The sequence below is a fragment of the Microbulbifer variabilis genome (assembly GCF_020524905.1).
In the GTDB taxonomy this organism is placed as follows: domain Bacteria; phylum Pseudomonadota; class Gammaproteobacteria; order Pseudomonadales; family Cellvibrionaceae; genus Microbulbifer; species Microbulbifer variabilis_A.
The window spans coordinates 1-14,572 of record NZ_JAIVKI010000020.1 but is presented as its reverse complement, the minus strand read 5'-3'; the positions used below and the strand labels follow the sequence as shown (position 1 = coordinate 14,572).

The window sequence follows — 14,572 nt, the reverse complement described above, 5'->3', positions numbered from 1 at the left end:
GATGGACGGACAGCTAAACCCTTATCACTCCTGGTTTCCTGAGGGGATGGGCAGCTCAGTGGTGCTTTTGATCTGCTCCAGGGCGAAATTCGAAATGATATCGCTAATGCCCACGTGCCTAATTAATTCCTTGTAGAAACGGTCATAGGCAGAAATATCGCTTACCACCACTCGTAACAAGTAGTCGTAGTCCCCAGCCATGCGGTAGCAGTCAACCACTTCAGGCAGCTGCGCCACATGTTTGGAGAAGGCTTCGGCCCATTCTGGAGTGTGCTGATCGGTTTTTACCTGGGCGAAAACCGAAACTGGCAGGCCCAGAATTTCCGCATTGAGCAGGGCGACTTTACGGCGGATGATGCCGCTTTTTTCCAGCTTCTGCACCCGGCGCCAGCAGGGGGTTTTAGTGAGTCCCACACGCTCCGCCAGCTCCTCAATAGAAAGGCTGACGTCCGATTGCAGAATAGCGAGCAGGTGTCTATCAATCGCGTCAAGTGAGGACATAGTGCTACAGCGCTCCCCGTAACCTAGGGCTGTGTGTCCCTGCGTTGAAGTTCAAGCCCTCACTGGCATTGCCCCGGCGGTGGTTTGATGTTCTGGGTGGCTGGAAGGCTGGCAGGTAGTTTGCCTCTTCCTTTTCCACCTGACGTAACGATAGGCTCAGGGGAATTGCGCCGGTAGTGGAATTTTCCCCAAGTGCAACATCGAAGAGAGCAGTTTGTGCAAATGGGTGGGGTCGGGCGGGTGCTCGGTTGGGATTAAAAAGTGGGCAGGTGAGAGAGCCGAGTGCTGAGGCAGCACCCGGCAGTTACGGTTTAGGCGGCGTTCTTCGGTGGGAAGCGGGGCTCGAAAAGGCCCAGTTCGATAGCCTCACGTACCTTGGCCATCAGGTCTATTTCGGTGAGCTCCTGCAGCTGCTGCAAATCGCTCAACACATAGTAAATAGGCTGCACAATATCGATTCGATAGGGCGTACGCAGTGCGTCGATAGCGCTGAAGTCGTAGCGCTCAGGTTCATGACTGAGTGCATAGAGGGTTTCCTTCGGGGAGGAAAGAATACCGCCGCCGTAAATACGCAGGCCGTCCTCGGTATTGAGCAGGCCAAACTCCACGGTGAACCAATAGAGTCTCGCCAAATAAGCGCGTTCTTTAGGAGAAGCTTTCAGGCCTAACTGGCCGTATTTCTCGGTAAAATTGGCGAAGGCCGGGTTGGTCAGCATGGCGCAGTGACCAAAAAATTCGTGAAAAATATCTGGCTCCTGCAGGTAATCGAACTCCTCCGGGGTGCGAATAAAGGTGGCAACCGGGAATTTGCGATCGGCAAGTAGGCCAAAAAAGGTTTCAAAGCCGATTAATGCCGGCACTCGCGCCACTTCCCAACCAGTTTCCCGGCGCAGTACCGAGGAAATTTCCTCAAGTTGGGGAATGCGATCGCGGGGTAGGTCTAGCAGCTCGAGGCCGTGCATATACTCATCACAGGCACGGCCGGGCAACACGTCCAGCTGGCGCTCAATCAAGCGTTGCCAGGTTTGGTGTTCCAGCTCTGTGTACTCGATAAAGCCCTCGGCATTGGGCTCGCGGGCGACGTACTGGGTGCTCTTCTTGGCTGCTTCTTTTTTCATGGTTTTGTCTCCTGCGGCCCGCCAATCCCCGGATATGTTGGAGGCTTTCGACTCTGCCGCTGAATCCTTGTTGTTATGTGTCATCCTTATTTTTAGCCAGGGGCCTGCCATTAGGGGAGTCTTTACGGGGAAGTATTGCGTCCCTCGCTACAAAGCTCTTACACTTTCTGTAAAGAAAACTTTACAGGTGTGCCGGTGAGAGTTGAGATAACCTGCGCCAATCGTGTCGGCATTTTGCATGAGATTATGCAAATATTCGGCGAATATCGAATTAACGTAACCTCTGGGGAGCTGGGGGGTGACAGTGGGGACAAAGTCTACCTGTTAGCGCCTAGTTTGCTCACTGCCCAGTACCAGGCTATTGAGAAGTCACTCTATCGTGTGCCCGGTGTCCAGAGGGTCAGGCGTATCTCCCTGTTACCTTTGGAGCGGCGATACTTTGAATTGGAAACCCTGTTACAGCATGTTACCGACCCGGTACTCAGCGTGGATCGCGCCGGCCGGGTTATTGCCGCTAATGTCGCCGCAGCTCGCGCCTTTGGGGTCAATCTGGACCGGGTACCGGGATTGCAGCTACAGCGCTTCCTGCCCCTGATGCAAGTGGCTGAGTTGCTGAGAGATTTTGCAGTGCCGCGATTTGGGCTTCCGGTTGTGGTGCGGGGGCAAAATTTCCGTGTGGACTGGTCACCCATAGCCCTGGATAACACCGGTGATGTGGACTCTTTGGCCGGTGCCGTGCTGCGAATGCAGCCATCAGAGAAAAGTGAGTTTGCCGCGGGTCTCCCGCGCCCTGTGGCACTATGGGATTTTGATTTACGCCGCGAAAGTTGCCTGCAATTGCAGGATCTTTCCGAATTGGATTCTCCATTGCTTATTTATGGTGAAGCGGGAACGGGCAAAACGACCTTTGCCTGTGCGGTACATTACCTGTCTCCCGCAGCCGCCCGTGCGGACTGCCACCGCTTTATGCCCCAAGACGGCAGGATGGAATTCCCCAGGCATTTGCGCTCAACCGGAACCCTGATTCTTGAAGATCTGCACCAGTTGGACGATGAAGCCCAGTTAACTCTCGCCCGCCGCTTGCGCAGTCTGCCCCCTTCAATTCGCTTGGTAGCCACCTGTATTGACCCCCAGTCAATGGTGCCGGCCCTGGCCCAGCGCTTTAGTGTGCTCTCCTTGATGTTGCCGCCTTTACGCAATATGCGTCCGGCGCTGCCACGTTTTGCTGAAACACTCTTGCGACAGGAGTTTCACGGTAAGGAGGTTCCTACTTTGGAAGCGGGGGTGCTCGACCTGATTCGAAGGCACGACTGGCCGCAAAACTTTAATGGTTTGCGAGACTACCTAACCGCTGCCGCAGGCAATTGCAAACGCCGAGGAGCCAGCACTATCGCGATTGAGGATCTTCCGGATTTATCCGTGCGGACGAGTTTACCCTGGCGAGAATGGGGCAGGGGGCTGAGCTACAAGGAGATGATGGAGCAGCTGGAGCGATCATTGCTCAGTGAATTGCTGGTGGGAAGATCCTCCACCAGGGAGCTGGCCAAGGCGCTGGGTATTTCCCATACTGCAGTGGCCAACAAGCTGCGCAAATACGGCTTGTCGGCACATAAAAAATAGGCTGATTCAGCGCTCAATACGGCCCAGTAGCATATCCTTAAACATCACAAAGTCCCCGATAAAGCTATAAAAGGGGTACTTAAAAGTGGCCGGACGATTGTTCTCAAAAAAGAAATGCCCGATCCAGGCAAAACCATAACCAGCGAGAGGCGTAGCGGCAAACCATAACATATTGCCTGTGCTGATCGCGGCGATCACAGTCGCAAACACCAGGCTGGTACCAATAAAGTGCAGTCGTCGACAGGTGAGGTTGCTGTGTTCTTGCAGATAGAAAGGATAAAAGTCACGGAATGATTCAAATTTTTGGGCTTCTATAGCGGCCATGCTATGCCTCCTTATTTTTATTGCTACCGCAGTTTAAGGCCAATTCGCTGGTCTTCCAAGCTGGGCGTGTCCAGGCAATATCTGTTAGTCTGCCGCAAAAATTTATCGGGGATACACCCCGTACTAGCGAAACGAGGAAGTTATGGCAGGACCGCTCGCGCATCTTAAGGTACTCGATCTCAGTCGTATTCTCGCAGGCCCCTGGGCCGGACAGGTTTTCGCCGATTTTGGCGCCGAAGTGATTAAAGTGGAGCGCCCTGAGCGGGGCGATGACACCCGCCACTGGGGCCCTCCTTACCTCAAAGACGCCGAGGGTAATGACACCGCCGATGCCGCCTATTACCTGAGTGCCAACCGCGGCAAGAAATCGGTCACCATAGATATCACCACCGAGGCCGGCCAGGACCTGATCAAACAGATGGCTGCCCGCTGCGATATTCTTCTGGAAAACTATAAGGTAGGAGGCCTGAAAAAATACGGCCTGGATTATGACTCTATCAAGGCCATTAATCCCGGAGTGATTTATTGCTCTATTACCGGCTTCGGTCAAACCGGCCCTTATAAAAACCGCGCCGGCTACGATGCCATGATTCAGGGTATGGGTGGATTGATGAGTATCACTGGTGTGCCTGAGGGTCAGCGAGGTGCCGGCCCACAAAAAGTGGGGGTGGCGGTTGCCGACCTGATGACGGGTATGTATGCAGTTTCCTCAGTGCTCGCCGCCGTAGTGTATCGCCAGCAGACGGGAGTGGGACAGCATATTGATCTGGCTCTACTGGATACACAGGTCGCCTGGCTTGCCAATCAGGCCCAGAACTACCTTACTTCCGGCAAAAGTCCCAAGCGCCAGGGCACAGGCCATCCCAATATCGTGCCTTACCAGGCTGTGCCCTCACAAGACGGCTATTTTATGTTGGCCGTCGGTAACGATGACCAGTTCAAGCGTTTTTGTAAGATTGCGGGTATCGAACAGCTTGCAGAAAATCCTGCTTATGCCAGTAACTCCTCAAGGGTAATGGCCCGCGAGGATCTGATACCTCAAATTGAATACGCCACCCGTCAGCAGACCTCCGCCTGGTGGCTTGATAAACTCAGCGAAGCCCATGTCCCCTGTGGACCAATCAATACCCTCGAGGAGGTTTTTGCCGATCCGCAGGTGCAGGCGCGAGGCATGGTAGTGGAGCAGGATCACCCGCAAGCCGGCAAAGTAAAAACCGTGCGCAACCCGGTACTCTTTTCTGAATCCGCCCTCGACTACCATCAGGCCCCACCAGTATTGGGCGAGCACACTGATGAGGTCCTGCGCGAGTTACTGGGAAAAGATGAGGAGCAAATTAACCAGCTGCGCCGCAGCGGCGTTGTGTAGTCCTATCACGGGCCCGGCAGAATATTTTGCCGGGCTTAAATCAAAACATTGAGCCAGATGTTACAGGGGGAAGGCAAAGAGCCTCCATTCTTTAGGTAAGCTTTGAATGCATTACAGTGGGCTCGTAACCGGCTTCATGCCTTCTTTCGGCCCAAAGAGCAGGATGTTCTCCGTCTATAGCTTATAAAGCCAATAACACAGGGAAGCGTTATGCAACTGGATCACTTCAATATCACCGCACCTCAAGATCAACTACTGCGCGTACGGGATTTCTATATAAAAGTCCTTGGTCTCACCGAAGGTGAGCGGCCAAATTTTAAGAACAATGGTTTTTGGCTCTACGGCAACGGCAAACCAATCGTTCACCTGATCGAAGGCGAGGTTTCTGAAAAGCAACCTTCAAAGCCCTACCTGGATCATGTGGCTTTCCATACGGATGATCTTCAGCCGATAAAAGAACGATTGGATTCAATGGACATTGCCAGTGAGCAGATGGATGTACCTGGCCGTAACCTCAGGCAGCTGGTGTTTTTTGATCCGGTGGGGATTAAGGTTGAGGTGAATGCGTTGGTTTAGATGGCTGAAAGCTCCTTAACGGTTAATAGAGCTGATGTAATAACTCACTCTGATAGCTGTCTGAAATACTTAATCTGATCCTGGGTGAGCTTTTGGGTGGCAGTGGTCACCCCATAAATGCGACAGATTTCTTATGATTGTTTTCTGTTTGGCTTGAGCTGTTGGCAATCAGATAGATTTGACTGGTTTTCTATTTCCCAAGTTTTTTTGGCTAAAAAATGTCAATGCGAAAGTGACCTTACCGAAATACTGTAAGCTAAATCCAGCAAGGTCACTTTCCCCACTTTCGAGTCTTAGGGCTTAGCTAAAACTATTGATGGTTACGATAAGCTTCTTCGAGCAGATGCTGCAGGGGAACTTCTGCGGAGGGCAATTCATTGCCATGCTCATCTCTTGCTAGAACATGAATGAAGTGTTCATCCCCATCAGGGCCGGAAGTTGTAGATATATTGAGTTTGTATGGCTCAGTAAATTTGGCTTTATTGCCGAACACGGAAATAGGAACATACAATTTTTCTTCCCCGTTTCCAAACCATAATGAATCAATAACAACTGCATTTTCATCGTTAGAGTTAGGGTGTTTAGCGAGTTTATTGCTAAGTGATAATCTGAGTTTGCTTCCATCGACGGTTAGCATTTTGACATCAGTTATCTTGCTTGGCGTTACATCCACTAGGCGCCCCCAGGCATCAAATAATGGCTGCCCCAGGTTTCCTGGTTGCCCTGTGCCAATAAAGCTGTCGGCTTCGGATACAAAGCCACCAAAGTGAATTCTTTGATCATTTGAATTTTCAAAATCTGATTCGTCAACTATGATGTTGAGCTGGCGATATACCCAGGCGTTGCCAACTGTTGCCTGATGTAAGCCATCATGGAGGTTGAAGTTCTTTGCAGTTAGCTTGGGTGCGTTGGGGAAGTTCACTTCTAACGAGGTTATAATCGCGGGAGCCGAGGAGTGAGCTTGATCAACAGTTAAGGTCGCATAGCTGGCCCCATTTAAGTCGAGGCCTGGGTACTGTACGGCAGCGTTAGCTGAATCGAGTTCTAGAGTTTCGTACTTGAAGGTTTTTGCTTGTGCTTCAAAAGCCAGAAAGGCTGCTGAAATGGCTGCTGCTAAGGCAAATTTTGGAAACATATATATCTACTGCTTAAGTTCGTCTTGTTAAACCAAGTATTGTTGTGGGGCAAAATGGTGAATTCACTTGCCTGCCTACTTGGCATCTCTAAAATCACACGTAAGAAAAAGTATCATAAAATAGTGAGACTTTAATATTTATGTGCGAAGTAGGTTGTAAAAAATCCTCAGTTTCTCAAGTGATGGATTACTTGAGATGAGATCATTGAATTAAGTTTTCCCTCCATGGTTTAAATTTTCCAATAATTAAAGGGAAGCTTACAGTACGATTTTGGCCAAGTAAATATCACTTGTTTTAATGGTCTGCATTAAATTTGGTACAATAATTCCAGTTATCTTGAGCTTCTGCTCTTTTTGAGTTTAATAATGATTAAATAGGTCTGAGGAAAACGGTTCATTATTTTTTGGGAGTTGAAGCGTGTATGGATATTTAAGTGCGTGGGTTAACTGTTACAGTAAGTAGGTTAATGCTTCAACACGGCAAGCAGCTAAGTTTTTTCGTTTCTTACTGTTGTTTCACTAGCTGTCTTTCGCGTATCTGGCATAGATGACATTAAAAATTATCTATACCGATGCCTTTCGGTAGGCCTTATTGGTAGGCCATGCTAAAAGCATCTTGTTACCCACCTTGCCCCTGAGAGGCAGGGTAACTGGTGTAATTGTCACCTCTTCAATTCGCCTATTCCCCCCTTCATCTGTACTATATCCGCGTTAAAAACAGCATGCAGTGTGACTGAATTCAAAAATTCAGTTCCCGCTGTCAGGATTGATAAGGAAAATAATGATGAAGCGTATTCCTGAGCCATTCCGCATCAAGATGGTTGAGCCGATCAAAATGACCACTCTGGCCGACAGAGAAAAGGCTCTAGCGGAAGCTGGCTTGAACCCTTTCTTGCTGCGTAGTGATGATGTCTATATCGATTTGTTGACGGATTCTGGCACTGGGGCGATGAGCGATAACCAGTGGGCCGGTTTGATGTTGGGGGACGAGTCTTACGCAGGTAGCCGCAATTATTACAATTTGTGTCAAGCAGTCGAGCACTTTTTTGAATACAAATTAACCGTTCCTGCCCACCAGGGTCGCGGTGCTGAACAGATCCTGTTTCCCGCCCTGATTGAGCGTATGCGCCAGGTACGTGGCGGTACCACGCCGGTCTTTATCTCCAACTATCACTTCGATACCACCGCGGGCCATATTGAGTTGAATGGCGGCAAGGCGGTTAATGTGTTGGACAAGCGAGCTTTTGATACCTTAACGGCTTATGACTGGAAAGGTAATTTTGATTTAGAGCGACTGGTCGAGACCATTGAGGAGCACGGCGCGAATAATATTTGTGCAATTATCACTACGATAACTTGTAACAGTTCTGGGGGGCAGCCGGTTTCCATGGCGAATATGCGCGCTGTGTATGAGATCGCCACGAAATACGATATCCCGGTGGTGATTGACTCGGCGCGTTACTGTGAGAATGCCTACTTTATCAAGCAGCGCGAAGAGGGATATCAGGATAAGTCGATCCTGGAGATTATTCGCGAGATGTATCAGTACGGCGATATGCTGACCATGTCTGCCAAGAAAGATCCCATGGTGAACATTGGTGGCCTCTGTTGTATACGCGATCACGAAGAGCTTTTCCAGGCGGTACGAACCCGCTGTGTGCCTATGGAGGGCTTTGTGACGTATGGGGGCATGGCGGGGCGAGATATGGAGGCATTGGCGCGTGGCCTTTATGAGGCAGCCGATGAGAACTTCCTGCATTACCGTATCAGCCAGGTGGCTTACTTGGGTGAGCGTTTGCGCGAGGGTGGGGTGCCTATCCAGTATCCGACAGGTGGCCATGCGGTGTTTGTTGATGCAGCTAAGATTCTGCCGCATATCCCACCGGAGCAATTCCCTGCACAAGTTTTAACTAATGCACTGTACTTGGAGGCGGGTATCCGTGCGGTAGAGATTGGTTCCTTACTATTGGGGCGTGATCCTGAATCCGGTGAGCAGAAGAAGGCCGATCTGGAATTAATGCGCTTGACGATTCCACGGCGTGTCTATACCAATGATCATATGGATTATATTGCCGATGCGATCATAGAGTTGCAGAACCGAGCGCATGAATTGAAGGGGCTTAGTTTTGAATATGAGCCACCAGTGTTGCGACACTTTACGGCCAGATTTAAATCCCTTTAGTGAGTGAGAAGCTCAACAGGCATTGACCAAGTAATTTCTGCTGAGTTACTTCTTTCGATAAAGGCCCCTAGCGGGCCTTTTTTTGTTTCTCGCCCTAAGTCCAGATTTGCCACTGCGCGGTGATTTCACCTTATCACAACAGTTAGCCATAAAAGTTCTCCCGCCACCCATGTGGTGTTGAGCAAGGTATCCCCAGTTTTCAGTCGATTTTAAGAGAGCTTCCTGTTTTGACTGATTAGTCGTTAACTGGGTTTTTATTGTTTACTCTCGGGCGTGCCATTCAGTTTTGACCAAATAGTCCCTTTTCTAGCTTGTTTTCCACTAACCTCTATTATTTAATTAATCGCGTGATTAATTAAGTGGGGCATGAAGTTGACGAAAACCACACCAACCCGTGGGCGCGGGCGGCCAAGGAATCTGGAGCGCGAGAAACAGGTACGTGGGGCCCTGATGCAATCCGCCCACAGGCTGCTTCGAGAGAAGCCGTTTCGCGATATCTCTATTCGAGAAATTGCTCAGGGTGCTGGAGTAAATTCCGCCATGATCAGCTATCACTTTGACGGTAAAGAGGGGCTGATTATCGAGGTTATCCGCGGCCAGTTTATGCAGTTCGGCCCGGCATTCCTCAATATGAGTTTGGAAGTAAAAGAGCCCACCTTAGAGACCCTGAAGGAGGCGATGGCCCGTATTATTCGCCTTTATATCCGCGAACCTTGGATACCCCGTTTGATTGTGGGGGAGGTGGCCTCCAAACCCGGACGAATGCGCGAATTGTTTACCGATAGACTGGCTTCTGCACTGGGCCCAAAGCTGCGCGAACTTTTGCATGTGCTTCAATGTGTCGGTCATCTGCGCCCAGATCTAGATGTCAACCTGATGCCTATTTCATTTATCAGTCTGATCGCTTTTCCGTTTATTGCTGGGGACCCCTTTAAAGAAATTTTCGCTTTTATGTTGGATGAGGAAAACAGCGAAAAGTGGATTGATCACACAGTAAAGCTGCTGCTCCATGGAGTGGCCAATAACTCTGCAGCCGAGTAATAGTCGAACATTTGGAGATTGGTGGTGGTGAATAAGGTCCAGCTAAAGAAACTGATGAATCGCCGCCTGGCGCTTCCCACTCTGGTAGCCGTGGGGGTTTTTATATCCATGGCATTGGTCATGAGCAAATCCCCCCCCATACATGATGTGCAGGATACATTGATTACCCCGGTACATGCGGTGCTGGTTCAAGAGCAACCGTTGCGTGCGCGAGCCGTTGCTTATGGTGAAGTGAAACCCAGCACTTTTCTTGAAGCCAATGCCGAGGTGAGTGGTCGAGTTGTCTACACAGCGCCGGAACTGGAACGCGGCAATATGATCCCTGCCGGCACTTTGGTTCTGAAAATTGATGACACCAGCTACCAGTTGGCTTTGGCCAAGGCTGAGAGCGATTTGGCAGCCAATCGGGCAAATCTGCAGGAGCTCAAAGTGGAGGAGGCCAATAGCCAGCGTTCTCTAGAAATTGCCGAACGCACACTGAAGCTGGGTGAGAAGGAGCTGGAGCGAAAACAAAAACTGGTGGCTAAGGGCACGGTTTCCCGCTCTAGTGTGGATGTTGAAGAGCAAAATGTGTTGCGCCTGCGCCAGGAGGTGCAAAACCAAACCAGCCAGCTCTCCCTGTTCCCAACACGCCGTAAAGTAATCGAGGCCCAGATTGCGCGCTCTGAAGCTCAAGTGCGCGATAGTAAATACAACCTGGAACGTACCCAGGTAGTTTTACCTTTCGATGCGCGCATTGGTGAAGTCTATGTAGAGGAGAACCAATACGTGGCTGGCAATGCGCGCTTGTTCGATGCCAGTGGCCTGGACCAGGTAGAAATTGCAGCGGAACTTCCCATGGTTCATGTAGCGCCACTATTGCGCAATCTCAGGCCAAGCAATGATCGTGTACCGACACCAGAAGATCTGCCCAAAATGCTATTGGGCTTGGAGGCTCGAATCACTCTGGTCGGAGGCCCTGGAAATAATGAGTGGAAGGGCAGGGTAGTGCGTTTGGGCGGCACCCTGGATAGCACAAGCCGTACGCTTTCCGTTGTTGTTGCTGTAGATGATCCGTATGGCGAAGCCCTCGCCGGCAATAAACCGCCGCTATTTCGCGGTATGTATACCCGCGTGGAGTTATTCGCCCCCGCCGTGTCGGCGCTGGCCATTCCTCGCCGCGCCTTGCACGAGGGTAGAGTGTATCTGGTGGAAAATGGTCAGTTGCGCCTGCGTCCGGTGCAGGTGGATTACCACCAGGGTGATACCACGGTAATTCGTGAGGGTTTAAATCCCGGTGAGCAAGTTATTGTTACCGATGTTATCCCGGCTATTGACGGCATGGCGGTATCAGTATCTGGAGGCCAGCAGACAGTATTCGTGAATACTGGAGGTACGCAGCAGTGATTCGTTTTTTTGCCGCCCACCCCACTGCAGCCAATCTATTAATGGTCGCACTGATGCTGAGTGGGCTGTTTGTCCTGCCCAGTATGAAGCGTGAAACTATGCCGGAGATTGATAAATTCGAAGTGCAGGTCTCCGTTCCTTACGCCGGTGCCGCAGCTGCAGAGGTGGAAGACAGCATCTGTCTTCCCCTGGAAGAGGTTACCGATGGCATCAGTTTTATTGATGAGCGCTTGTGTGAGGCAAAGGATAATCTCGGGTTAATGACCCTTAAGATGCAGGAAACTGGAAATATGGACCAGTTTGTTGCCGATGTGGAATCCGCGGTAGATAGCATTGATTCTCTGCCTGCTGAGAGCGAGCGCCCAATCGTCAAAGAGATGGGGCGGACTCAGGGTGTTGTCAGTATTGCTATCAGTGCTGATATGCCATTGCCGCAACTGAACCAGTTGGCGGAGCACTACCGTCGCGAATTACTGCGTGATCCTGCCATTCCCATAGTGCGCATTTCAGGTTTCTCTGATCATCAGTTGCAGATTGAAATTTCCGATTACAACCTGCGTCAATATGGGCTCAGCGTGATGGAGCTGGCCAATATTATCGATCAACAGGCCATTGATATGCCTGCCGGTAAGGTGTCCACTCCAGATCGGGAATACCAGCTGCGTTTTACCGAAGAGCGCCGCACCGTAGAAGAACTGGAAAATCTTGTCGTTATTAAAGGCGAGGACGGTGCCGAAGTCCGCCTCGGCGATATTGCGAAAATTTATGATGGCTTCGAGTTGGCGGAAGATAAAATCATTTTCGATGGTCATCGCGCAGCGCTTCTCAATGTTGAAAAGAACAGTGTGGATGACAGTCTGCGTATACTGGAAGCTGTACGTGCTTTTGTTGATCGTGAAAATGTGAAGCTGCCCGAGGGTATAAAACTAACCCTTACCCAGGATAGCGCCTCTATCGTTGCCGACCGGCTACAAATGATCATCTCTAATGCCTGGCAGGGCCTGATCCTGGTAGCTCTGGCACTGTACCTATTCTTTAGTGGCCGCTATGTCTTCTGGGTGGTGATGGGGCTTCCGGTATCCTTTCTCGGCTCCTTCGCTTTGATCACTGCCATGGGTGTATCCATCAACATGATCAGCTTGGTGGGTTTACTCATTGCTATCGGCATCCTGATGGATGATGCCATTGTGCTTTCGGAAAGTATTGCTAGTGAGCACCGTGAGGGAGGTACCCCTTTAGAGGCGGTGATAAATGGTACCAAGCGCGTTGCCCGTGGAGTCATTTCTTCCTTTGCAACCACTGTGATGGTATTTGGTGGCCTGATCTTTATTAAGGGTGATATGGGGCAAGTGCTTAAAGTACTGCCGATTGTCCTGATTTCAGTGTTAACCGTTAGCTTGGTAGAAGCCTTTTTAATTTTGCCTGCACACCTGCGCCATGCGCTTGAGCATAAAAGCCGTACGCCCGCCTGGAAGCAGGCTTTTGCTGAGCGCTTTGAAGGCTGGCGTGAAAGTGTGGGGCGCGCGGCCGATTGGGCTGTTAAATATCGCTACGCCTTTGTTGGTGGTGTGCTTGCTCTTTTCTTCTTGACTGTAAGTTTGTTGCCAGCGGGAATTGTGAAGTTTCAGGGATTCCCAACCTTAGAGGGCGATCTACTACAAGCTCGCATTCTAATGCCTCAGGGTACTTCCCTACAGGATATGGAAAAACTGGTTGATAAACAGTTGGATGCACTTGAGCGGGTTGCTGCAGTACTTTCCGAAGAGGAAAGTGCCCCTCTCGTCAATCACACCAGTGTTACTTTCGGGGTAAATGGTGATGCTTTTGAAACTGGCCCCCATGTGGCAACGATCAATGTTGACTTGTTGGCTGCGGAAGGACGCAATACCAGTATGGATGAGTTGCGTCACGCTTGGCGCGAGGCAGCTGGCGAAACCCCTGGAGCGATCGCCATTCTTTACAAAGAGCCCGTCCTCGGTCCCGCAGGCCGTGCTATCCACTTGCGTCTTTCTGGGCTTGAGCTGGATCAGCTGAAAGCGGTTTCTATTCGTTTGCAAAATTGGCTGCGGGGATATGATGGCGTAGTGAATGTGGTAGATGATCTACGTCCAGGAAAGCCACAATTAACCATAAAAATGCGTGAAGGTGCCTACGCTTCCGGCCTGGATGCCAGCAATGTCGCCAACCAGTTGCGCGCCGCTTATCAAGGAATGGAAATTGATGAGATCCAATACCGAAGGGAAACCTATGAGATTCAAGTGCGTATGGATGCGGATTCCCGCGGAGCCCTGAGTCGCTTCGATGAACTGGTAATTATCCACCCTGTGACCAAGCAGCGTGTTCCATTAATTGCCATTGCCGATATTGAAATGAACCGCGACTACGCGCGGATTCAGCGGATTGATGGTGAGCGCGTAGTCAGTGTGTTCGCCGATGTTTTCACCGAGAAAGCCAACGCAGGACAGGTACTTGGTGATACTCAGGAAAAATTTCTTGCTGAGTTAATGGAAGAATTCCCTGAGCTGCGTGTGGATATGGAAGGGGAGATAAAGAATAGTAAGGTCACCGGTAAATCTATCGGCCGCGCTCTGTTAATCGGTGCTATTGGTATCTACCTGTTATTGTCCTTGCAATTCCGCAGCTATGTAGAGCCCTTGATTGTGTTGGTTGCTATTCCCCTAGCGCTGATCGGCGTTATCTGGGGGCACCTGATTATGGGGCAGAATATGTCCATGCCTAGCATGATGGGCTTTGTCTCCCTAGCAGGTATTGTGGTAAATGACTCCATCTTGCTGGTGGAGTTTGTGAAGCAACGTGTGCGCGAAGGCATGGATGTACATAGTGCCGCAAGCCAAGCCAGCCGCGATCGTTTCCGCGCAATCCTACTGACTTCGCTTACAACTGTCGCTGGACTTTTGCCTCTACTGTTTGAAACAAGTCTGCAAGCTCAGGTGTTGGTGCCTCTGGTGACCAGTATTGTGTTCGGTATCAGTAGCTCAACCGTGTTGATCCTTTTGGTACTGCCGGCGCTTTATGGAATTTTGGAGGATTTTGGTTTTACGGAGCCTCAGGAGGATGGTGAGGAAATGGAGGAATTAACCCAACAGGTGGCGGTCATTGCTGGGTAGTTACTACCGGGGTTGAAGAAAACCATAGACTTCCACTACAAGCGGCATACTTGCTGACAAACCGAGTAGTACTGTTCTAGTGGACCATGCGGTTAATTAGGTGACACATTTTTGGCTCGCTGCACTGAAGCCAGTATCGTGTCGGCGCTCTTTGTCCATTTAAATGGTTTGGCAAGATCGCGGTTATGAACACGA

Annotated in this window: 11 protein-coding genes; 7 read left to right on the top strand and 4 right to left on the bottom strand. The window is 50.4% G+C overall.

The window, feature by feature from the left end:
• Positions 1-24: 24 nt before the first annotated feature.
• A complete protein-coding gene (locus tag LC073_RS18020; protein ID WP_226648710.1) occupies positions 25-501 on the bottom strand; it encodes an Lrp/AsnC family transcriptional regulator in 477 nt (158 codons plus the stop codon).
• Between the two features lie 311 nt (positions 502-812).
• Positions 813-1,619: a phenylalanine 4-monooxygenase gene (gene phhA, locus LC073_RS18015; RefSeq protein ID WP_226648709.1), complete on the bottom strand. Its 807-nt coding sequence runs from the start codon at positions 1,617-1,619 to the stop codon at positions 813-815.
• Between the two features lie 195 nt (positions 1,620-1,814).
• Here phhA and LC073_RS21845 point away from each other — a divergent pair, with 195 nt between their 5' ends.
• Entirely contained in the window at positions 1,815-3,239 is a 1,425-nt protein-coding gene (locus tag LC073_RS21845; protein ID WP_226648708.1) for a TyrR/PhhR family helix-turn-helix DNA-binding protein, read from the top strand.
• Between the two features lie 6 nt (positions 3,240-3,245).
• On the opposite strand, the gene LC073_RS18005 is transcribed toward LC073_RS21845, so the two are convergent.
• Entirely contained in the window at positions 3,246-3,563 is a 318-nt protein-coding gene (locus LC073_RS18005; protein WP_226648707.1) for a DUF962 domain-containing protein, read from the bottom strand.
• A 142-nt stretch (positions 3,564-3,705) separates the two neighbouring features.
• Between LC073_RS18005 and LC073_RS18000 the strand changes: the two genes are divergently transcribed.
• Together LC073_RS18000 and LC073_RS17995 are read left to right on the top strand one after the other, a co-directional pair.
• On the top strand, positions 3,706-4,929 hold the full coding sequence (locus LC073_RS18000) for a CaiB/BaiF CoA transferase family protein (protein ID WP_226648706.1): 1,224 nt from the start codon (positions 3,706-3,708) through the stop codon (positions 4,927-4,929).
• Positions 4,930-5,139: 210 nt separating this feature from the next.
• A complete protein-coding gene (locus tag LC073_RS17995) occupies positions 5,140-5,505 on the top strand; it encodes a VOC family protein (protein WP_226648705.1) in 366 nt (121 codons plus the stop codon).
• A gap of 310 nt (positions 5,506-5,815) precedes the next feature.
• On the opposite strand, the gene LC073_RS17990 is transcribed toward LC073_RS17995, so the two are convergent.
• A complete protein-coding gene (locus LC073_RS17990; RefSeq protein WP_226648704.1) occupies positions 5,816-6,640 on the bottom strand; it encodes a hypothetical protein in 825 nt (274 codons plus the stop codon).
• A gap of 784 nt (positions 6,641-7,424) precedes the next feature.
• On the opposite strand from LC073_RS17990, the gene LC073_RS17985 reads away from it, so the two are divergent.
• From LC073_RS17985 to LC073_RS17970, 4 genes are all read left to right on the top strand, one after another.
• Positions 7,425-8,822 (top strand): tryptophanase, encoded by a 1,398-nt coding sequence (locus tag LC073_RS17985; protein WP_264190684.1) that lies wholly within the window; start codon positions 7,425-7,427, stop codon positions 8,820-8,822.
• Positions 8,823-9,188: 366 nt separating this feature from the next.
• On the top strand, positions 9,189-9,863 hold the full coding sequence (locus LC073_RS17980) for a TetR/AcrR family transcriptional regulator (RefSeq protein WP_226648702.1): 675 nt from the start codon (positions 9,189-9,191) through the stop codon (positions 9,861-9,863).
• Between the two features lie 24 nt (positions 9,864-9,887).
• Positions 9,888-11,249: an efflux RND transporter periplasmic adaptor subunit gene (locus LC073_RS17975; protein ID WP_226648701.1), complete on the top strand. Its 1,362-nt coding sequence runs from the start codon at positions 9,888-9,890 to the stop codon at positions 11,247-11,249.
• Entirely contained in the window at positions 11,246-14,377 is a 3,132-nt protein-coding gene (locus LC073_RS17970; protein WP_226648700.1) for an efflux RND transporter permease subunit, read from the top strand. Before LC073_RS17975 ends, LC073_RS17970 begins: the two co-directional genes overlap by 4 nt.
• Positions 14,378-14,572: the final 195 nt, after the last annotated feature.